General features: G+C 38.2%; 17 protein-coding genes. 8 read left to right on the top strand and 9 right to left on the bottom strand.

The genetic code is table 11. The features are described 5' to 3' along the window. Positions 1–196 precede the first annotated feature (196 nt). On the top strand, positions 197–2,617 hold the full coding sequence (locus I6F54_RS01425; RefSeq protein ID WP_197139412.1) for a TonB-dependent receptor: 2,421 nt from the start codon (positions 197–199) through the stop codon (positions 2,615–2,617). 127 nt (positions 2,618–2,744) lie between these two features. On the opposite strand, the gene adhP is transcribed toward I6F54_RS01425, so the two are convergent. Continuing rightward, positions 2,745–3,755 carry an alcohol dehydrogenase AdhP gene (gene adhP, locus I6F54_RS01420; protein ID WP_197139411.1) on the bottom strand — a complete coding sequence of 337 codons (1,011 nt, stop codon included), beginning with the start codon at positions 3,753–3,755 and terminating at the stop codon, positions 2,745–2,747. 204 nt (positions 3,756–3,959) lie between these two features. Between adhP and I6F54_RS01415 the strand changes: the two genes are divergently transcribed. Next, on the top strand, positions 3,960–4,505 hold the full coding sequence (locus I6F54_RS01415) for a GbsR/MarR family transcriptional regulator (RefSeq protein ID WP_010552940.1): 546 nt from the start codon (positions 3,960–3,962) through the stop codon (positions 4,503–4,505). Positions 4,506–4,545: 40 nt separating this feature from the next. Here the strand turns inward: I6F54_RS01415 and I6F54_RS01410 are convergent, their stop codons facing one another. After that, positions 4,546–5,562 carry a lytic murein transglycosylase gene (locus I6F54_RS01410; protein WP_007583269.1) on the bottom strand — a complete coding sequence of 339 codons (1,017 nt, stop codon included), beginning with the start codon at positions 5,560–5,562 and terminating at the stop codon, positions 4,546–4,548. After that, positions 5,555–5,836, bottom strand: coding sequence for a YcgL domain-containing protein (locus tag I6F54_RS01405; protein WP_007583270.1), 282 nt, complete (start codon positions 5,834–5,836; stop codon positions 5,555–5,557). Before I6F54_RS01405 ends, I6F54_RS01410 begins: the two co-directional genes overlap by 8 nt. Before the next feature lie 155 nt (positions 5,837–5,991). On the opposite strand from I6F54_RS01405, the gene minC reads away from it, so the two are divergent. Genes minC through minE form a run of 3 tightly spaced genes read left to right on the top strand, consistent with a single transcriptional unit; the run spans position 5,992 to position 7,776 of the window. Continuing rightward, positions 5,992–6,696, top strand: a complete 705-nt coding sequence (gene minC / locus I6F54_RS01400) for a septum site-determining protein MinC (RefSeq protein WP_197139410.1) — start codon at positions 5,992–5,994, stop codon at positions 6,694–6,696. A gap of 5 nt (positions 6,697–6,701) precedes the next feature. After that, positions 6,702–7,511: a septum site-determining protein MinD gene (minD, locus tag I6F54_RS01395; RefSeq protein ID WP_165727982.1), complete on the top strand. Its 810-nt coding sequence runs from the start codon at positions 6,702–6,704 to the stop codon at positions 7,509–7,511. Position 7,512: 1 nt separating this feature from the next. Beyond that, on the top strand, positions 7,513–7,776 hold the full coding sequence (minE, locus tag I6F54_RS01390; protein ID WP_004334706.1) for a cell division topological specificity factor MinE: 264 nt from the start codon (positions 7,513–7,515) through the stop codon (positions 7,774–7,776). Positions 7,777–7,928: 152 nt separating this feature from the next. Here the strand turns inward: minE and rnd are convergent, their stop codons facing one another. From rnd to I6F54_RS01375, 3 genes are all read right to left on the bottom strand, one after another. Beyond that, positions 7,929–9,059: a ribonuclease D gene (gene rnd, locus I6F54_RS01385; protein ID WP_165727983.1), complete on the bottom strand. Its 1,131-nt coding sequence runs from the start codon at positions 9,057–9,059 to the stop codon at positions 7,929–7,931. A 51-nt stretch (positions 9,060–9,110) separates the two neighbouring features. Continuing rightward, positions 9,111–10,763, bottom strand: a complete 1,653-nt coding sequence (gene fadD, locus I6F54_RS01380; RefSeq protein ID WP_165727984.1) for a long-chain-fatty-acid--CoA ligase FadD — start codon at positions 10,761–10,763, stop codon at positions 9,111–9,113. 115 nt (positions 10,764–10,878) lie between these two features. After that, positions 10,879–11,730, bottom strand: a complete 852-nt coding sequence (locus I6F54_RS01375) for an alpha/beta hydrolase (protein WP_165727985.1) — start codon at positions 11,728–11,730, stop codon at positions 10,879–10,881. Between the two features lie 415 nt (positions 11,731–12,145). Here I6F54_RS01375 and I6F54_RS01370 point away from each other — a divergent pair, with 415 nt between their 5' ends. Continuing rightward, entirely contained in the window at positions 12,146–13,435 is a 1,290-nt protein-coding gene (locus I6F54_RS01370; protein ID WP_166420523.1) for an alkaline phosphatase, read from the top strand. A gap of 257 nt (positions 13,436–13,692) precedes the next feature. Here the strand turns inward: I6F54_RS01370 and I6F54_RS01365 are convergent, their stop codons facing one another. The 3 genes from I6F54_RS01365 to I6F54_RS01355 form a co-directional block, all read right to left on the bottom strand. Then, on the bottom strand, positions 13,693–14,022 hold the full coding sequence (locus tag I6F54_RS01365; protein WP_138490076.1) for a hypothetical protein: 330 nt from the start codon (positions 14,020–14,022) through the stop codon (positions 13,693–13,695). 83 nt (positions 14,023–14,105) lie between these two features. Continuing rightward, the gene (tsaB, locus tag I6F54_RS01360) at positions 14,106–14,807 is read right to left on the bottom strand and encodes a tRNA (adenosine(37)-N6)-threonylcarbamoyltransferase complex dimerization subunit type 1 TsaB (protein ID WP_197139409.1); all 702 of its coding nucleotides are present in this window, start codon (positions 14,805–14,807) and stop codon (positions 14,106–14,108) included. Between the two features lie 9 nt (positions 14,808–14,816). After that, positions 14,817–16,733, bottom strand: coding sequence for an ATP-dependent DNA helicase (locus tag I6F54_RS01355; RefSeq protein WP_197118971.1), 1,917 nt, complete (start codon positions 16,731–16,733; stop codon positions 14,817–14,819). A gap of 344 nt (positions 16,734–17,077) precedes the next feature. Between I6F54_RS01355 and I6F54_RS01350 the strand changes: the two genes are divergently transcribed. Together I6F54_RS01350 and I6F54_RS01345 are read left to right on the top strand one after the other, a co-directional pair. Continuing rightward, a complete protein-coding gene (locus tag I6F54_RS01350) occupies positions 17,078–18,361 on the top strand; it encodes a cation:proton antiporter (protein ID WP_197118970.1) in 1,284 nt (427 codons plus the stop codon). 283 nt (positions 18,362–18,644) lie between these two features. Continuing rightward, a complete protein-coding gene (locus tag I6F54_RS01345; RefSeq protein ID WP_197139462.1) occupies positions 18,645–20,501 on the top strand; it encodes a cytochrome c/FTR1 family iron permease in 1,857 nt (618 codons plus the stop codon). The last annotated feature ends 97 nt before the right edge of the window (positions 20,502–20,598 follow it).

Below are 20,598 nucleotides of genomic sequence, written 5' to 3'. Positions count from 1 at the left end.
TTACTTAGTCTTAATAAACCCCTCACCCATCTCAAACATCCTAATAAAGGTACAACGTACCTTTATTATGCTTGGTTTTGTTTATTAATTATCCGAACAGTTTTATTTAATCAAATAAAATGAACTTTCTATTCACTTTAAAAACAATAACCATTATCATTCGCGCAAATTCAATAACGCGAATAGTTATCACTCTATGAAAACGTTTAAGTACTCTCTTATTACTCTTGCTTGTTTAAATGCAAATATGGCATTTGCCCAAAATACACAAGTTGATGCTGATATTGAACGCATCAGCGTATACGAAAAACAAAACCGCGTGGTGATGAGCTCAGGTCTTGCTACTAAATCAGACATGTCTTTAATGGAAACACCTGCACCGGTTGTGATTATTGACCGTGAACTTATTGAATCTCAAGGTGTAGATAGCCTACAAGATTTAGTTAGAAACGTAAGTGGTTTAACACAAGCAGGTAATAACTACGGTATTGGTGATAACTTAGTAATTCGTGGTTTAGATGCAAACTACACCTACGATGGTATGTATGGTGGTGCAGGCCTGGGTAATACATTTAACCCAACTCGTTCACTTACAAATGTTGAATCTGTTGAGGTTTTAAAAGGCCCAGCAACAGGTTTATATGGCATTGGTAGTGCGGGTGGCGTAATTAACCTAATAGAGAAAAAGCCAGAGTTTGAAGAAAAACACAAAGTATCGGCTGAGCTTGGCCAGTGGGATAGCTATTCATTATCGTTTGATAGCACTAACGCTATAACAGATGACTTGGCCTATCGTGTAATGGCTAAAACAGCGTCAAGTGACGGCTTTCGCGATTTAAAAGAAGATCGCGACGAAATTTATACCTCGCTTAAATACGTACTAAACGACAGACAAAACATCATGCTTTCTGCAGCATATATAAAAGATGAAATAGCGGTTGATTCTATTGGCCACCCTATTCGTATTTACAATGCAGAAACTGCAAATGGTTTAAGCGCGGGTGAAGTAACCGGTGCCGATTTAGTAAACGATCCGACAGGAAGCGGCGTACAGTTAAGTGATGCACAACGCGACCAACTTGCTAATTCGCTATCTGCATCTGATGGATTAACACCTTATAGCTTTGGCACAAATGGTATTATTTCACCAATGGCTGATGCTAACGAAGGTGAAGAACTGCGTTTTAAATTAACGCATAACTATTACATTACTGACGATTTGTTTTTAAACCAGCAACTACAGTACCGTAACTACACATCAAGTTTTGCGCGCCAAACAGGTGCTTATAACTACGTTTACTCTACTCGTGATGGAATTATAAATAATGACCCACGTGCTCCGTTAGTTGAAGACGGTGTACTTTACCCGTATGCAGCACGCCGCCAAGAATACCGCCAAGTAGAAGCAGATGAAAAATCATGGCAGTACTTTTTAGATTTACGTTATGACTTTATGTTAGGCGACGTAGATAACGAATTACTTATTAACGCAAACTACGAAGATAGAGATATTCGTTTTAAACAATTCTCAATATGGGATCAAGATTACGTACTCACAAACGATGCTGGTGATGTAACGTACCAAGGTTCATTGCCGTATATTTACGATATAAGAGAACCAAATTGGCCATCTGGCAACTTTGATGACTTCGATCCACTTAAAACCAGCGACTACAATAAAAAAGTACAAGCATGGGGCTTAGGCATTCAACATGTTGGTTATCTTACTGAAGAGCTTACAACGCGTATTGGTGTAGCATATAACCGCATTGAGCAAACTTACGAGCACTTTGGTGTAGATGAGCGCTATAGCTCAAGCCGCGCAGAGCCAACACCTGAAGCGAGTACATCAGATTCTGGCTTAACGTATAACCTGGGTGCAACGTATCAGCCATCTGAAGATTTATCTGTATTTGTAAATCATTCAAAAGGTCGTACAGCGTATAGTGTATTGGGATCTGTTGCGGGTAATGAAGCAGACAGAGAAGATTCTGAATCAATGAGTAACGATTTAGGTTTTAGATTTAAAGCGTTTGATGATCAACTACTGGCTTCTGTTGTTATATTCGAAAGCTCTCGTACTAATTTAGAATACGCAAATCCGCTTTATGACGCTTTAACATCAGGCTCAAATGTACCTGAAAGCTATTATGATGGTAAAGAAGAAACAACAGGTATTGAACTTGATTTAAACGCTTACTTAAATGATAAATGGAAAGTAAACGTAAACGGTATTTATCAAGATGCACGTGACAAAAGTAATCCTAACAGCAGCAGTTACGACACACGCCAAAAAGGTGTGCCTTACGTAACAGCAAGTACGTGGGTGACCTACTACGCGGATATGTTTAACTTACCTGAAGCTGTAAATATAAGTGGTGGTATTACGTTTGTAGATAACAGAAGTACTAATTCAAGTTCGTTCTCGATTCCTGATGGTTACGTACCAAGTTACACGATTTACGATACAGCGGTATCGTATACAACTGATAAATGGCATATGCAGTTAAACTTAAATAATTTGTTTAATAAAAAATATTACTCAAAAGCAATGTTTTTAGGTGGTATGCCAGGCGAAGAGCGTAATGCAAAACTAAGTTTTAGTTACACACTTTAACTAGCTAACCTGAACTCTGGATAATAAATCTATCTCAAGCAGAGCTCAGGTTAGTTAAATACTTAAAAAGCACGGTGTTCTAATTTAGAAGCCGTGCTTTTTTGTGTTTTTAAACGATTGATTTAGATTAAATAGTAACCACTATGCGACCGTTAATTTCACCTTTGAGCATATCATCAAAAATCTCGTTAATGTCCTCTAAGCGTTTTTCTTCAATAATCGCTTTTACTTTACCTTGCGCTGCAAATTCCAAGCATTCTTGCAAATCTTTACGTGTACCAACAATAGAGCCCACTACTGACACGCCATTAAGCACAGTATCAAAAATAGGAAGCGGCATATCCTCTGGAGGTAATCCCACTAATACACATTTACCGCCACGGCGTACACTCTTATAAGCTTGTTCAAACCCAGCTTTAGATACCGCAGTACACACAACGCCATGCGCGCCACCTACTTGTTCAAAAATAGCTTCGCTAGGAACAACTTCTTTAAAGTCGAGTGTTATATCTGCGCCAAGCTCTTTAGCAAGCGCGAGTTTTTCTTTACCTGTATCAACAGCTATTACACTAAAACCCATTGCTTTAGCGTACTGTACTGCTAAATGACCAAGCCCGCCTACACCAACAATAGCAACCCACTGCCCTGGTTTAGCACCGGATACCTTTAATGCTTTATAGGTTGTAACACCTGCACAAAATAATGGAGCAGCTTCAGAAAAGCCTAATCCCTCAGGTATTTTTACAACATAATCACCATGCGCTAAACAATATTCAGCATAACTACCATCAATAGAATAACCCGTATTATGCTGCGATAAACACAGTGTTTCTTTGCCATCTAGGCAAAACTCACAGTGCCCACATGCACTATAGAGCCAAGGAATACCCACTCTATCGCCAACTTCTAAGTGCTTAATGTTGCTTCCAACTTTATCAATAACACCAACTCCTTCATGCCCTGGAACTAATGGCATTTTTGGCTTTACCGGCCAATCACCATGACAAGCATGTAAATCGGTGTGGCAAACGCCACAAGCGGCTATTTTTACTAAAACGTCGTTTATTCCAACCTCAGGAATTGGCAGATCTGTTATTTGTAATTTACCTTTGTATTCATTATTAATTGCAGCTTTCATAGTCATTCCATCGTATGTGAAAAAATTAAAAAAAAGGATTTATTTACGTATTGTTGTGTACAACATATCCCAATATAAATGTATAAATATTAATCTAAATCATACTTTAGTCGTTAAAATCAATTTATAAAATGGCTAAGAACTTGCTATCCAAAATGAGCGTGCTAGCATTTACTTTCTGAAATTACTGAAAGTTACTAAGCTATGAGTTTATCCGAAAAGAATTTTGCCTTTGTAATGCATTGTGGTGAGATGGGCAGCCGCTGGGGATTCAATCGTACGATTGGGCAAATGTGTGGTTTGCTGATTATTACTAAAAATCCAATGACAGCCAATGAGATTGCAGATGCGCTTAGTATTTCTCGCGGTAATGTAAGCATGGGTATTAAAGAGTTGCAATCGTGGCAATTAATTAAAGTGCAGCATATTCCTGGCGATCGAAAAGAGTACTACGCCCCTGCTGGCGATATTTGGGATATGGCAAATCGCGTATTTGAAGAACGTAAAAAGCGCGAAATTGAGCCCACCTTAACATTACTACGCGATAACTTATTAGATGAAGCCAGTAACGACGATGAGCTTTATGCACAAAAACAAATGGGGGAAATTCACAACCTACTTGAAACTGTCACTAAATGGTCATCAGAGCTGCAACGTTTAACGCCAGAGCAACTTAATAAGCTGATGAAGCTAGGTTCTGGAATTGGTAAAGTTATTGACTTAAAAGATAAGATATTCAAAAAAGAATAAAGCCGCAATTGCGGCTTTATTTATATGTATATTTTAATAATTAGATTTTTGGATAACCAATTCTATCCGACAAGTAACCTACGCTAGTAGCAAAGTAATACGAACGATTCCAATGCATAAATACTTTGTAGTTGTCGTACGCTAAATACATACGGCCATTTATATCATCAGGCATAACCAGCGCAGCACGTACGTCCACATTAGGTAAATCAGAGCCATCAGCTTTACGTACACCCAGTGCTTGCCAATCAGCTAATGAGCGCTCTGAGTCGTTCCAATATTCTAACCACTGCTTGCGCGTTTTTGTACCACGCACCAAAACGTATTTACTATCAAAGTTTTCAGGTAACTGTACTTGGCGACCCCACGTAAGAGAGTCGTTCCAGCCTTCTTGCTTTAAATAGTTAGCAATTGAAGCAAAAGCATCTTCCTTTGTGGTCCAAATATCTTTACGGCCATCATTATTGTAATCAACCGCGTAAGCATTAAATGAAGTTGGCATAAATTGCGTTTGCCCCATTGCGCCTGCCCATGAGCCTTTAAATTTATCAAGCGTGATATGGCCCGATTTTAAAATGTCGAGTGCAGCCCAAAGTTGGCGTTTATAAAGCGCTTCTCGGCGTCCATCAAAAGCAAGTGTAACAAGTGACGAAATAACATTATGGCCACCTTGAATAGCGCCAAAGTTACTTTCAAGTCCCCACAATGCCACTATAAAGCGTGCTTGTACGCCAAACTCTTTCGCTACTTTTTCAAGTACATCTTTGTTTTCTGCATAAAGCTTGCGTGCGCGGTCTATTTTCCACTGTGGTACGCGTTTTGGTAAATACGTTTCAAGGGTTTCTTTTACTTCTGGTTGGTTTTTATCAGCCGAAACCACTTTTTCTTTATATGTTGCTGTTGCAAAAGCATCATCAATAAGTTTTGCTTCATAGCCTTTTGAGATGGCTTCTTGCTTTAAATTTGCTAAATAATCTTGAAATTCGGCCTGTGTTTTTGCCATCACAGATGAGCTTAAACATACACCACATAATATAACGATAAGTTTTTTAATCACTATCAACTCCATTTTCTTTTCGTAACTGACTTAGCAAATTTTGTTCCGGTGGAGGAAGTTGTAAATAATAACCCTGATCACTTAGTGCACCTTTTACAGCTTCTAAATCAGACCCACCTAAATGCTCACGTTTTGCTAAGTTGATGATCATCACATAAAGAGGTTGACCAAACATAGCCATTAAAGGTTCCGGAACTTTGTCAAAATCATCTCTTTTTTCAACAAATAAGAACGTATCCGCTTTTTTCTTACTTTTATATACTGCAGTGAGCATTATGACCCTATAAATTCTTGCTTAACAATGCCGCACACTATAACATGAGAGTAATAATAAGTTAGAAAAATTAGATTAGAAATTTCAATAAAGGCCCTATTCAGCCTACGTTTATCTAAAATTAATTTCTAATCAGACAATTCAATTGAGCGTGTATGTCGGACCAAATTTTTGAGTTAAAAGGGAATCTTTTTACGTTATCAGTTTTGCATCTTTATAGTACTGATATAAACCTTTTAGCAGAACAACTATATATAAAAATAGCCCAGGCCCCTAAGTTTTTTGAGGGTGCTCCTATTGTTGTTAATTTAATTGAAATTAAAAACAGTTCACTTGATTTTGTACACTTAAAGTCATTAATCGAGCGTATGAGCTTTAACGCTGTTGGTGTATGTAATGGCTCTGATGAGCAACATGCCCAAGCTAAAGCGGCTGGCTTATCTGTTTTAAATTATTCACAAGACGTTAAGAGCGAACCTGTTAAACAAGAGGCTAATACGTCTATTGTAGAAAAAACAGTGCATTTGCCGGCGCAAATTATTAGCGGTACCGTTCGCTCTGGCCAGCAAGTTTACGCAAAAGACCGCGATTTAATCGTGCTTGGTGCAGTAAGTCACGGCGCTGAAGTTATTGCCGATGGTAATGTACATATATATGGCACGTTACGCGGCCGCGCTATTGCAGGCGCAAAAGGTTTTAAAGAAGCACACATTTTTTGCCAAAAACTTGAAGCCGAACTAGTTTCAATAGATGGTAACTACTGGATCAGTGATTCGCTACAAGGTGAACATTGGGGAAATGCAGTGCAAATACAACAAAAAGACGAATCATTAGAAATTTCAGCTTTGGTTAAAGGATAAATCTCATGGCAAAAGTAATTGTCGTTACCTCTGGTAAAGGCGGTGTTGGCAAAACAACATCAAGTGCTGCAATTGGCACAGGCTTAGCGTTAAAAGGCTATAAAACAGTTATTATCGACTTTGATATTGGTTTACGTAACTTAGATTTAATTATGGGTTGTGAACGCCGTGTTGTTTATGACTTTGTAAACGTAATAAATGGTGAGGCAAAACTTAACCAGGCGCTTATTAAAGATAAACGTGTAGATAAATTATTTTTACTACCCGCTTCACAAACTCGTGATAAAGATGCATTAACCCGTGAAGGTGTTGAGCGCGTGCTAAACGAATTAAAAGAAGACTTTGATTACATCGTATGTGATTCACCAGCAGGTATTGAAGCTGGCGCTATGATGGCAATGTACTTTGCTGACGAAGCAATTGTGACAACAAACCCAGAAGTGTCGTCAGTTCGAGATTCGGATCGTATTTTAGGTATTCTACACAGCAAATCAAAACGAGCTGAAGAAGGCCTAGAAAACATTAAAGAACACTTACTATTAACACGCTATAACCCTAGTCGTGTTGAAAAAGGTGAAATGCTATCGGTAGAAGACGTACAAGATATTCTATCAATTCCACTGCTAGGTGTGATCCCTGAATCGCAAGCGGTGTTAAGTGCTTCAAACTCAGGCCAACCTGTTATATTAGATACAGAATCTGATGCAGGCCAAGCTTACTCTGATGCAATTAATCGCTTACTAGGTGAAACCGTCGATTTTCGCTTCTTAGACGTTGAGAAAAAAGGCTTATTTAAACGGATTTTTGGAGGTTAACGTGTCTTTACTTGACTACTTCCGCTCAGAAAAGAAAAACAGTGCGTCACTAGCAAAAGAGCGATTGCAGATCATTGTCGCGCACGAGCGTTCTCAACGAGGAACGCCGGATTACTTACCACAATTAAAACAAGACATTTTAGATGTGATCCGTAAATACGTGAACGTAAGTACCGATGCAGTTCAGGTTCAGTTTGATCAGAACGAAGACGATTTAGCCGTACTTGAGCTAAACGTTACACTACCTGATGAAGAAAAGAAGTAATTGAAGAAAGGGCGCTTTATAAGCGCCCTCTTTATTTTCGCAATAACTTTCTAAATACCTACGTTTTAATCCCCTTCGTGCAACTAAAACTTTTAACTATGTAACACAAAAACTATAGATAAGTATTACACAGTTAAAGAAAATATTTATTCTTAAGTATCCCATTCTTTTAAAGCGTCTTTAACGTAGGTATATCGCCAAGAGCTCAGTAAGTCAGGCTTTATATGACTCTGTTTTTGATCAGGCGTTAACTTCCAATTCCAACTAATCAATTGATTGATTTGCTTTTTAGAGGCCATAACGTCTTCTGGTATATTGTGCTCTTTAGCTACTTTAGTGATTTTTTGTTTTATATCTTTCGCTACTTTTTTATAGGTAGGAAAATCAATTAAGCGCTTAAGCACATCTGGATGCTCAGCATCTGGGACTTCTTTAGCAACTTCAATACACTTTATTATATCTACACCAGAGCGATTAACTTCAATAGCCTCAACACCTGGAATTTGCCTAAGAGCGTTTAAACTTGAAGGGCCGCGCTTAGCAATTTCAGTCATGTTATGTTCTTTTAACACGAAATTAAGTGCCAAATTTTTCTTAATGGCTTTGTTTCTTCGCCATACAGCAAGCTCTTTTAACACCGCTAATTCGTGCGGTTTAAGTTGCCATGCATTTTTAATATCTTTATATAAAAGCTCGTCTGGGGTCTGAAATGCACGTTTTTTAGCAATCAGCTCACTCTCGTTTATTACAATATCAAAAAAGCCAGCGGCATTAATGCGATCGATAATCAGCTCAAAACATGGTAATAAATGAAATGTATCAGCGGCAGCGTAATCTAGTTGTTTTTTAGTTAACGGGCGTTGTAGCCAATTAGTACGTGACTCACTTTTATCTATTTCAATACCTTGCAGCTCTTTTACCATAAGGGCAAAACCCATACAGTTGCCTTCACCAAGTAATTGTAATGCAAATTGTGTATCAAATAACGGGGCTGGAACAAAGCCTGCGTACTTTTGAAAAACTTCAATATCTTCTGAAGGAGAATGCAGTACTTTTAAAACTGCGGGATCTTTTAGTATTTCCCAAAAATCAAATAGTGAAAGCTCAGCTAATGGATCTATAAGTGCTAAGTGTTCACCATCAAAAACTTGGATAAGTGCAACTTCAGGATACAAAGTACGACGACGCATAAACTCAGTATCGATAGCTAAAATAGGTTTGTTTTTTATTTGTTCAACAAAAGTGTTCAGTTGATTTTGGGTTTCGATCAATTGGTATTGCACTTAATCTCCTACAATAAAAAAGCCGACATATGTCGGCTTTTTTATAGGTTGCTAATCTTTCAAGGCTCTTCGGAGTATCTTACCTACGTTAGTTTTAGGTAACTCATCCCTAAACTCTACCAGTTTGGGGACCTTGTAATTAGTTAAATTTTCACGACAGTGACTTATTATATCTTTTTCAGTTAAAGAAGGGTCTTTTTTCACAACAAAAACTTTAACTTGTTCACCACTTACATCATGAGGAATACCAATAGCAGCAACTTCAAGTACACCTTCGTGCATAGCCACTACTTCTTCAATCTCATTAGGAAAAACATTAAAGCCAGATACAATGATCATGTCTTTTTTACGATCTACAATAAAGAAGAAACCTTCATCATCATAAGTCGCAATATCACCTGTAGCAAACCAGCCGTCTTTTAAACATTCAGCGGTTGCATCTGGTCGTTTGTAATAACCAACCATTACTTGCGGGCCTTTAACCCAAAGCTCACCTGGCTCGCCTTTTGCGGCTTCTTCACCATTATCAAGCATTAACTTAATATCGGTATTAGGCGCAGGTAAACCAATAGAGCCATTGTATGCTTTTAAATCAAAAGGACTAATAGTAACTAAAGGAGCACATTCAGTAAGTCCGTAGCCTTCCATTAGTTTTGAACCAGTCACTTTTTGCCATTTTTCGGCAACAGGACGTTGAACCGCCATACCACCGCCTAACGACATTTTTAAGTGGCTAAAATCTAGATCAGCAAAACCTGGAGTATTTAATAAACCATTAAATAGTGTGTTTACGCCAGTAATAGCGGTGAAGTTATGTTGGCCAAGCTCTTTAACAAACCCAGGCATATCACGTGGATTAGTAATAAGTACGTTTAAGCCACCGTATTTCATAAACGTTAAGCAATTAGCTGTTAAAGCAAAGATATGATAAAGCGGTAAAGCAGTAATAACGACTTCTGTACCACGATTTAACACTTTATCTAAACAACCTGAAACTTGCTCAAGGTTACCGACCATATTACCGTGGCTAAGCATTGCACCTTTAGATACACCTGTTGTGCCACCGGTGTACTGTAAAAAAGCAAGATCAGACAAGCTCATTTCAGGACGCGTGTATTTAGCTTCATCCGCAGCTAAAACGTCTGAAAAGTTAATTGTGTTCGGTAAGTTGAATTTTGGCACCATTTTTTTAATGTGCTTCACAACAAAGTTAACTATATGCTTTTTAAGCCCGCCAACCATATCGCCTACTTGCGTTACTACAATGTGTTTAACATCGGTATGAGCAAGTGACTTTTCGAGCGTGTCAGCAAAGTTTGCTAGAATGAAAATAGCGGTAGTGTCGGAATCTTTTAACTGATGCTCTAATTCGCGCACAGTATAAAGTGGGTTAACATTTACAACCACACAACCTGCACGCAAAACACCTAAAATTGTGACTGGTGTTTGCAGTAAGTTAGGCATCATTACGGCAACTTTGTCACCTTTTTTAAGACCCAAATCATTTTGAATATAGGAAGCAACTTTTTTGGTTGCGGTGTCAATTTCGTCATACGATAACGTTTTACCCATATTAGTAAATGCAGGTAGATCTTTGTAATCAGAAAAACTTTTTTCGAACACTTCGAGTAACGAGTTGTAATGCTCAGGATCGATTGTTTCAGGCATACCCTCTGGGTAGCGCTTAAGCCAGATTTTTTCCACTCTTAGCCCCTGTTTATAATTATATTTTTATTAACCTTAATCTAAGTAAGGCGCTTTAACAATTGAGCAAATACTCTAATGCAGGAATAATCCCACATTTCACGTAAACTTACAATTAACATGCACCATTTTGCAGCATAAAGTCTTGAATATGCTCAAAACATAACTCACTACTTTGCATATGGCAATGATGCCCACCCTCTACTTCAATTACCTTCAAGTTATTGTAATAACTAATATACTTTGCCAAATTTTGTTTTACAAACGAATAACCTTCGTTACCTAAAATTAATTGACATGGTGCAGCTAAATCTTTTATTGCACCAATACATTGCGCTTCATCAAACCTAAAACCTGAGTGATTTTTAAGCTTTGGATCTGTTGTTAACGTAAAACCATCTGAAGTCTGTTTTATATTTCGCTGCATTAAGAGCGTAATAAGCTCACTATTTAAATCGGTTGTTTGAGCACGTGCTTCATAAATAAGTTCTTTCGATTTATAAGTTCTCGACTTTTTATTTTTTAAACGCGCTCTATTTAATACCGCACTTTTTAGCTGTTCGCATACACCTTCACTTGGCGTTGTAACACAACCAATACCCTCTATAAAGGTAACAGACTTAACATAATCGCCAAAACAACTAGCCAAAAGTCCTGCAACCATAGCCCCCATTGAATGACCCACTAAATGTACTTTTTTAACACCAAGCGCATTTATAAGTTGGTACACATCATCAATATAATCAATAAAATAATAGTGTGCGTCATCACTTCGCCAACTCGATAAACCGTGCCCAACAAAGTCAATGCAGTACCAAGTGTGCTTTGGGTTAACGTTGTTTAACATTGGCATAAAGCTATGGCAGTTGTCTAACCACCCATGTAGCGCTATTACTATTTCGTTCCCTGAACCTACTTTTAAGCCATGAATATTTAAATTATTGGTTTCAATATTAAACGGCTGCATGGTAAGTCCTTTATTAATTTAGAGCATCATTATTTATAGCATACAAGTTGTCAGACCACTAACTTAGGAAATGGTGCGAAATTCACGATTTAATTATCTTCCTGGTATCAAATATAGCACTGAGTAGAAAACCAAACTCAATATTTTCAACAACTTAAAAATGGTGTGATAAGCAAAGGTTTTTTAACATATTAATATTGAGTACCTTTTAAACAAATAAAAGGTGAGAGCACCATATATAGATAGCTTATAACTAGTATAATTTAAATAAATAGAACTAACAGCGTTAACTACAATTCTATGTATATAAAATCAAAGTATAAATTATAAATATCTCAGATATTCATTTATTTATCATCCTATCTGTATACAATATCAGCGGCTATTAAATAAGGTACACTCATAAGGTACAACCATGAAAAAACAGATCAGCTTATTGGCACTTTTATGCACCGCTTCTGGTGCTTACGCAGAATCAGCACCTAAAAATGTAATTTATATGATTGGTGACGGTATGGGTCCGGCTTACACCACGGCTTATCGCTATTTTAAAGATGACCCTGCAACAAAAGAAGTCGAAGGTACGGTTTTTGACACTATTTTAAAAGGCATGGCGCATACCTACCCTGACGACCATACTTATGTAACTGACAGTGCAGCAGGTGCTACAGCGCTTAGTAGCGGTCATAAAAGTTATAATGGCGCGGTTGCTGTAGATACAGATAAAAAGCCAGTTAAAACCATGCTCGAAATAGCAAAAGAGCGCGGTATGACAACAGCGCTTGTTGTAACGTCACAAATAAATCATGCAACACCAGCGAGTTTTACAGCTCACAATGAATCTCGTTACAACTACGATGATATTGCCAACGATTATATTGATAATAAGATTGCTGGTAAATTACCCGTTGATTTAATGCTTGGTGGCGGTACTAAATATTTTATTCGAGATGACCGTAATTTAGTTGAAGAATTTAAAGCCGCAGGTTACCAATATGGCGACGATATTAATAATCTGGGCCAAATTACACAAATACCTGCCATAGGTTTGTATGCAAGCAAAGGCCTGCCATTTGCACTTGATATAAACCCAACTCGCCTGACTCAGTTAACATCTAAAGCACTTGGTTTACTAGATAACCAAAACGAAGAAGGCTTTTTTGTAATGATTGAGGGCAGCCAAATTGATTGGTGTGGTCACTCTAACGATATAGCCTGTGCGATGGCTGAAATGGACGACTTTGCTAAATCAATCGAAAAAGCAAAAGCATACGTTGATAAAAATAAAGACACTATACTTGTGGTTACAGCCGATCACTCAACGGGCGGCCTAACTATTGGTTCGCACGGCCAATTTAAATGGGAAACAGACGTAATTAAAGGTGTTAAGGCAACGGCTAGTAAGTTAACAGACAAACTTATGGAGTCTAAAGACTTAAAACCAGTATGGACTGCTAACACCAATATTGAATTTACAACTGAAAACCAAATCAAACTTGAGCAAGCTAAAAAAATGGGCGAAAAAGCGCTTAATTTAGCTGTTAAAAGTATTATTAGTGATGCGAGCTTTACTGGCTGGACAACCGGCGGACACACCGCTGTAGACGTTCAAGTATTTGCTTATGGCAAAGGCAGTGATCAATTTATTGGTTCACAAAATAATACTGATATTGCAGATAAGCTAATCGGCTTTATTGAACAGTAATACCAATCCACAATAATACTTAATCAATTTGAGGGGTTAAATCTGACGTTAACTACGTTAAAAATTTCTGATATAGAACAACTAAATAACGAAATTTTTGCCTTGTTATCGACACGATTTTTTTCCCTCAAAATAGATCACTTAATTAAGCGAATTGGTATAATTTCACCTCGTTTTGAACACAAAAAGCCCGAACACATGTTCGGGCTTTTTATTAAATTTTATAGCTGTATTTATCTAAAACGTTTGAATGAGCTTTAAGCGTATATATCAACGCCTATTAAATTTTGTACTTCTGCCCTGCGTTCTAAATTAGCAAATTCAGTATAAGTAGAAATCGCTTTGCTTACTTGAGCAGTCGGTTGGTCGTAAATTGTTTGGCTGTATTCATTGCTTTTAGCACTGCTTTTAAACAGTTGATTAGCCAGTTCGACGCCCTCAACACTGCTTTTTACATAATCGGTATTCGTTTTTTGAGCAGCCGGCTGGTCTAATAAACTCTGTGGTTTATTAGTAACAACTTTGGTAGAGCTAACCCTACCCGGAATATCTCCGGTAAAAAAACCTGAACCAATAGGCAGCGTCATTACGCGTCTCCAACCTTAATAATGCATAAAATTATGATTTAAAAACAACCAATTTGCAAATAATACTTGAATTCAAGATATAATTACTCACGACCTGGTAGCTTTTTCCACGTTACCGTATCGCGCACATATTTAGGTTGAGCGTCACTCGCTTTTACAACATCACCCGCTAAAAACGCGGCTTCAACATGCGCTAACATATAACGCGCATCAGGCAATGTAATATCAGTATTAATTGTCACGTTTTCAAAGTCATTAAGCGCATCAGGATAGGTTTTAAAGCCCGTACCCACCGCTACAGATGGCTCACTGGTCGCTATATAGTCATTGTTTAGTAAATCAGGTTTTATAACGCACTCTTGGTTAACTAAAAGCATTAGACTATTTTGCGCTTGGTAATGTGCAAAGTATATCTCACCCATGCGTGCATCTATGCTTGGATAAACACTAAGACTACCGTTTTGTTCAAACGCTTGTTGCGCCATAATAGCCAAAGTAGACACACCTACAAGCGGCAAATTAGTTGAATACGCTAAACCTTGTGCTATTGCTACACTAATACGCACACCAGTAAAACTACCCGGGCCTTGCCCAAAACCAATGACATCTAAGTCTTTTAATTTACAGTTTGCTTTAGTTAATAGCTCATCCACAAGTGGAAGTATTTTTTGGCTATGTTGCTGCGGACATTCTTCAAAATGATGAAATGTTTGGCCCTGAAAATGTAAAACAATTGAAAGTGCTTCAGTTGAAGCATCAAGGGCAAGAATATTACTTTTGATCATTTTATTACTCTAATTAATTTGTTTTAAAAATGTATTGGCATCTTCTAAGCTTCGCGTGCGGCGCATCGGCGGTAAGCTTTTTAAAAATACTTGGCCATATTGGCGTGTAACTAAGCGATTATCGCATATTACAAGTACGCCTTTGTCTTTACTATCTCGAATTAAACGCCCTACACCTTGTTTTAGCGCAATAACAGCCTGCGGTAATTGTATGTGTGAAAAAGGGTCTTTTCCCTGCATTTGGCAATCTTGCATTTTAGCTTGAAGCAATGGATCGTCAGGGGCTGCAAATGGCAATTTGTCTATAATAACACAGCTTAGTGTACTGCCGCGTACATCAACACCTTCCCAAAAAGAAGCCGTGCCGAGTAATACCGCATTTCCATGGCGCGTAAATTTCTCTAAAATAATACGCTTAGACATTTGCCCTTGCATATAAACTGGGTAGTCTATTTGCGTGGTGAGTCCTTCGGCAACTAAGTGCATCATTCGATAGCTCGTAAATAACACAAAACAACGCCCTTGTGCTGATTTTATAAGCTCAAGTGTTAATTTTACTATTGCGTGGGGCATATTATCCGCGTGCGATTCGGGTAAGTAACGCGGTAAACACAGCAGCGCCTGATTAGGGTAATCAAACGGGCTATCTACCATCATACTTTGCTTTGGTTTTAAACCGAGGCTTGCATTAAAGTGCTCTAGTTTGTTGTCGACCGAAAGTGTTGCTGATGTAAATACAAAGCCTGCGCCCGTGTCTTGCATCATTTGAGCAAACTTAGCTGAAACATTTAATGGCGTTATATTTATTGTTAAATAACGGCGCGTTGTTTCATACCAGTAACTAAAACCGGTTTGAGCAGTATCAAAAACGCGTTCTAACTGCCCTTTAAATGCAAGAGCACGCTCAAACGGGTGCTCTATTTTATCGCTTCTATCTAGGCAAAGTTTAAGAACTTGATAAACAAAATCTAAATCACTAATGACGCGATGAAGTGCCGCACATATTTGTTTATCGCTTAGCTTTTCTCGCCAATCCCCCCTACTGCCATCAACACCAAACTGTAATCGTAAATCAGCAACGCTTGTTTCAAGCTTATTTAAGCTTTTACCTAGCTGCAGCATATCGGGAATTTCGGCTCTATATATAGCACGTAAATCATTAATTAAATCCACCAGCTTTTTAGTGCTAATGCTCTCACCAAAATAATCACTGGCAATTTCACTTAACTGATGGGCTTCATCAAATATATACGCATCGGCTTTTGGCATAAGTTCAGCAAAGCCACTTTCTTTTACGGCCATGTCGGCAAAAAACAAATGGTGGTTAATAACAACCACATCAGCATCGGCCGCAGTTAAACGTGCTTTACGTATATAGCAGCTTTGAAAGTCTGGGCATTCTTTGCCTAAACAATTATCGGCTGTTGAGTTTACATAAGGCAGCACTTTGGCATCATCTTCTATACCAATACAATCGGCTAAATCGCCTGACTGCGTTTCACTGGCAAACTTAGCCACCATGGCTAGTTGGTGCATTACATCAGAGTCGTCAGTAGGTACATGCGCAACATGCTGGTTTAGTCGGTAGGTGCATAAGTAATTGGCACGCCCTTTTAATAAGGCGGTTTTTTTAGAAGCACTAAGCGCTTTTACTAATTGAGGTAAATCGCGGTGGTATAACTGCTCTTGTAAGGCTTTAGAGCCAGTCGATATTATCGTTCGGCCTTTTGATTTGAGTGCAGGCGCTAAATAGGCAAATGTTTTACCAGTACCCGTGCCTGCTTCAACAACTAATTGCGAACTGTTTTTTAATGCATCAGCAACGGCTACAGCCATATCAATTTGTGGTTGGCGAGGCGTATATCCATCTAACGATGACGCCAAAGGTCCGGTTGCACTAAACAGCTGTTTGATAATACCAATCACTTTAAAATAAATAATAGCGGGATTTTACGTAAGCAAAGCATTTAGGGCAAGTAATTACAAAACGCACTTTTATTTTATGGGTTAACGTGCGTTTTATTATTCGAGCTTAGGGAGTGATTCATTATTCGATTTTACAATACACTCTGTATTTATAACGTACATTTAATTTATTGATGACAATATTTACAAAGCCTAATTTGTTATTAACTCTTACTAAAAATAATCCTTATTAAAAGCGATATAAAGGTATAAATACTGTGACTCTCAAATATTACAGGAGTACCATACGCGGGTTTATAATCCTCCTTTTTGTGTGTCGTTTAAAAAATAGTTAAGGTTAATCAATGAATGCTTGGTACCTCATTTGCTTTCTCTCTGCAATTGCAATATTTATAGCCTTTGCAAACCAGTACATCCTCAAAATGCAAACTACTATTGCCATTACAACGGGCTCTGTGGTTATTTCTTTATTGCTGATCATTGCAGTTAAATTATTAGGCGATCAAAATGCATTAGCAATGACCCAAATTGTTTCCAGTATTAACTTTAACGAGTTATTACTTAAAGGCATGTTGGGGTTTTTACTCTACGCGGGTGCGCTCGAAATAAACCTACTTGCCCTACGTAAGCAGCGATGGGAAATTACTGCTCTGGTATTATTTTCAACCATTGCTTCCACATTTATAGTGGGCTATTTAAGCTTTTATTTATTCCCCGTTTTTGGTTTTGATGTTCCTTTTATTTATTGTTTATTGTTTGGCGCGCTTATTAGTCCAACCGACCCTATTGCTGTACTTGCTATTATTAAACAAATGAGAGCACCAGAAGGTATTTCAGTTCAAGTAGAAGGTGAGTCGCTATTTAACGATGGTATCGGTTTAGTTATATTTACCACTATATTCTCAGTTGCTTTTTATGGTACCGATGCACAATTTGGCGACATAGCAGAGCTATTCTTTGTTGATGCCATAGGGGGTATTGCATTTGGTTTAGTCATTGCATTAGTTGGCCACTTTTTAATTATTAATAGCCGCGATGTAAACATTCGCTTATTAATTACCTTAACGATTCCTACCGCAGGTTTTGCTGCTGCAAATATTTGGGAAATATCTGGCGCACTTGCTATGGTAACGAGCGGCATATTAATGGGTAATATCACCCGCACTAAAGCAACTGAGCGCACAGGCCCTGAAGACACACGCTACGTAAAAGACTTTTGGCATGCAACCGACAGCTTTTTAAATGCCCTACTGTTTTTAATAATAGGTATGTTGATAGTTACTATGCCAATCACTATTGGCGAAATAGGTTTAGGCTTATTAATGGTACCTGCGGTATTACTTGCACGCTTTATAAGTGTAGGCGCACCATTTGTAATTTTTAAACGCTTTAGGACTTACGATAAACACAGTGTTAAAATTTTAACCTGGGGTGGACTACGTGGTGGCCTTGCACTGGCAATGGCCGCAGCTATACCACGCGAGCAAGTTTTCGTAGGCGGTTCAGACCTACATAACTTAATCGTTATTGTTACTTACGTTGTGGTTATATTTTCTATTATTGTACAAGGCTTAACTATTTCGCCGCTTATTCAAAGCAGCATTAAGTCAGCTGAGCAAGCCAAGTAATAAATGCTTTGTCTGCAACACATTCAGTAACCAAGTTATTATAAAAATCACTTGGTTACTGTTACTCATGTGTTACAAAAACACTTTAAAGTTCTATAAATTGTTATCCTTTTTATTTATCTGCTTTGTTTAAATTAATCCGCTTGAAATGCAAATGAAAACAATTATAATTTTGACTTTTCCTCTACAGGGCTTTTCGATGTCCATAAATAATTCTCACATGTTTTTAAATTTGGTGTCTCTGAGCAAACGACAATTTCAATGTTTTTTTATGCTTTTTATAATGGTCATGGCAAGCTTTAGTGTTTCAGCCTCGCCTAATGAGCAAACAAAAATAAAACAAATTGCACAGCTTGCAGAGTATGTAGGTGTTGATTACGTGGCAGCTGTTGGGAATGGTGAAATACTTGATCCTGACGAATATCAAGAAATGACTGAATTTTCGCACGTTATTATTGAGCAAGCTGGACAGCTATCAAGCCAAACAAATGAGTTTGATACAGTAAAGGCACAAGCTAAAGACCTGCATACAGCGATTGCCAATAAAGCGAGTGTTGCCGATGTACGTGCAGCAAGCTCAGCGCTTCGTGAGTCGCTACTTACCTTTATGCCGCAACTATCGTTACCTACATCACTACTTCCTGTTGAGCAAACCAAAGCGCTTTTTGCTGCTAACTGTTCAATGTGTCACGGCCCTAGTGGTCAAGGCGACGGCCCGCTTGCAAGAAACTTATCACCAGAGCCTACCAATTTTACCGATGAAGAACGCGCAACTAACCGCTCATTAATGGGGTTATTTGACGCTGTCAGTAACGGTATTAACGACACGCCAATGATTGCTTTTACTCAATTTAATGAACAACAACGTTGGTCTTTAGCTTTTTATGTAGGTAGCTTGGCATTTAAAGATGTTCAAAAACCGCAAAATGTAGAGCAAAATGTTACCGCTTCGCAAATTGTAAACCTAAACCCTGCACAATTATCGGCAGGTCAAAGTGAAGCGCAAGCACACTACGTTAAATGGTTACGTGGTAATCCAGAGCAATTATTTACCGGTAAAAAAAATCCGATAACGGTTACTCGAACGCAGTTACTTGCAGCGCAAGCAGCGCATGCTAAAGGTAATTACTCTCAGGCGAGTGACTTAGCAATTAGCGCATACTTAGATGGCTTTGAACTTGTTGAAAATAACTTAAATGCTTACGACGAAGCTTTGCGTAAAAACATCGAAGTACAACTGATGAACCTGCGTCAAACCTTCAAAAACGAGAAAGATACTGCCATCGTTGGCGAAAAAGTAAGTGCGGCGCTAGCTCAACTCGCGAAAGCAGATAGCATGCTAAACGAAACCAAACTAACTGATGGTGCACTCCTCTCAGCAAGTTTAGTTATATTGCTACGCGAAGGCTTAGAAGCACTCCTCGTTATTATTGCCCTTATGACCGTACTTATTAAAACTAAACGTCAAGATGCGCTTAAATATGTACATGTTGGCTGGATAACCGCACTTATTGCAGGTGGCTTAACATGGGCTGCTGCGCAAACATTAATAGAAATAAGTGGTGCAAGTCGTGAAGTAATGGAAGGTGCAGGTGCATTATTTGCCGCTGTTATTTTACTGTATGTTGGCGTATGGATGCACAGCAAAACAAGTGCGCAACAATGGCAAAAATACATAAAAGACAATATAGATAAGCGTCTTGAGTCGGGTACATTATGGGGGTTAGCAGGGCTTTCTTTTATTGCCGTATACCGTGAAGTATTTGAAACCGTACTATTTTACCAGTCATTATTAACACAAAGCTCGCCTGCTCAATATTCATCTATTGCATCGGGTTTTGCCATCGGCGTAGCAATACTGGCTATTATTACGTGGGTATTAATTAAATACTCAATTAAATTACCGGTTGCTAAGTTTTTTGCAATTACCACTTACCTATTATTTGCACTTTCATTTGTGCTTATGGGCAAAGCCGTTATTGCACTACAAGAGGCCGATATAATAGGTATTGCGCCGCTACCAATTAGCTTTGATATTGCATGGCTTGGTATAAAATCGACATGGCAAGGTATTGTGGCTCAAGTGTGTGTATTCGCTATATTTAGCTTTTATATATTTAAAAGCAAAAACCAAGAGTAATGCCAATCTGCTTAAAAGTTTAAGCTAATTGGCATAAGCAAAATACATAGTAAAAAGGCCCGCAAGGGCCTTTTTGAGTTAATTGCTTATGTATTTA

Source organism: Pseudoalteromonas sp. SWXJZ10B, assembly GCF_015864475.1.
GTDB lineage: Bacteria > Pseudomonadota > Gammaproteobacteria > Enterobacterales > Alteromonadaceae > Pseudoalteromonas > Pseudoalteromonas arctica.
Note: the sequence above shows the minus strand (reverse complement) of the source record. Positions and strands in the feature narration are given on the sequence as shown.

Excerpts from the sequence above, each read along its gene's own strand:
- I6F54_RS01425 (WP_197139412.1), top strand. The coding sequence starts at position 197 with ATGAAAACGTTTAAGTACTCTCTTATTACTCTTGCTTGTTTAAATGCA.
- adhP (WP_197139411.1), bottom strand. The coding sequence starts at position 3,755 with ATGAAAGCTGCAATTAATAATGAATACAAAGGTAAATTACAAATAACA.
- I6F54_RS01415 (WP_010552940.1), top strand. The coding sequence starts at position 3,960 with ATGAGTTTATCCGAAAAGAATTTTGCCTTTGTAATGCATTGTGGTGAG.
- I6F54_RS01405 (WP_007583270.1), bottom strand. The coding sequence starts at position 5,836 with ATGCTCACTGCAGTATATAAAAGTAAGAAAAAAGCGGATACGTTCTTA.
- minC (WP_197139410.1), top strand. The coding sequence starts at position 5,992 with ATGTCGGACCAAATTTTTGAGTTAAAAGGGAATCTTTTTACGTTATCA.
- minD (WP_165727982.1), top strand. The coding sequence starts at position 6,702 with ATGGCAAAAGTAATTGTCGTTACCTCTGGTAAAGGCGGTGTTGGCAAA.
- I6F54_RS01375 (WP_165727985.1), bottom strand. The coding sequence starts at position 11,730 with ATGCAGCCGTTTAATATTGAAACCAATAATTTAAATATTCATGGCTTA.
- I6F54_RS01370 (WP_166420523.1), top strand. The coding sequence starts at position 12,146 with ATGAAAAAACAGATCAGCTTATTGGCACTTTTATGCACCGCTTCTGGT.
- I6F54_RS01365 (WP_138490076.1), bottom strand. The coding sequence starts at position 14,022 with ATGACGCTGCCTATTGGTTCAGGTTTTTTTACCGGAGATATTCCGGGT.
- tsaB (WP_197139409.1), bottom strand. The coding sequence starts at position 14,807 with ATGATCAAAAGTAATATTCTTGCCCTTGATGCTTCAACTGAAGCACTT.
- I6F54_RS01350 (WP_197118970.1), top strand. The coding sequence starts at position 17,078 with ATGAATGCTTGGTACCTCATTTGCTTTCTCTCTGCAATTGCAATATTT.
- I6F54_RS01345 (WP_197139462.1), top strand. The coding sequence starts at position 18,645 with ATGGTCATGGCAAGCTTTAGTGTTTCAGCCTCGCCTAATGAGCAAACA.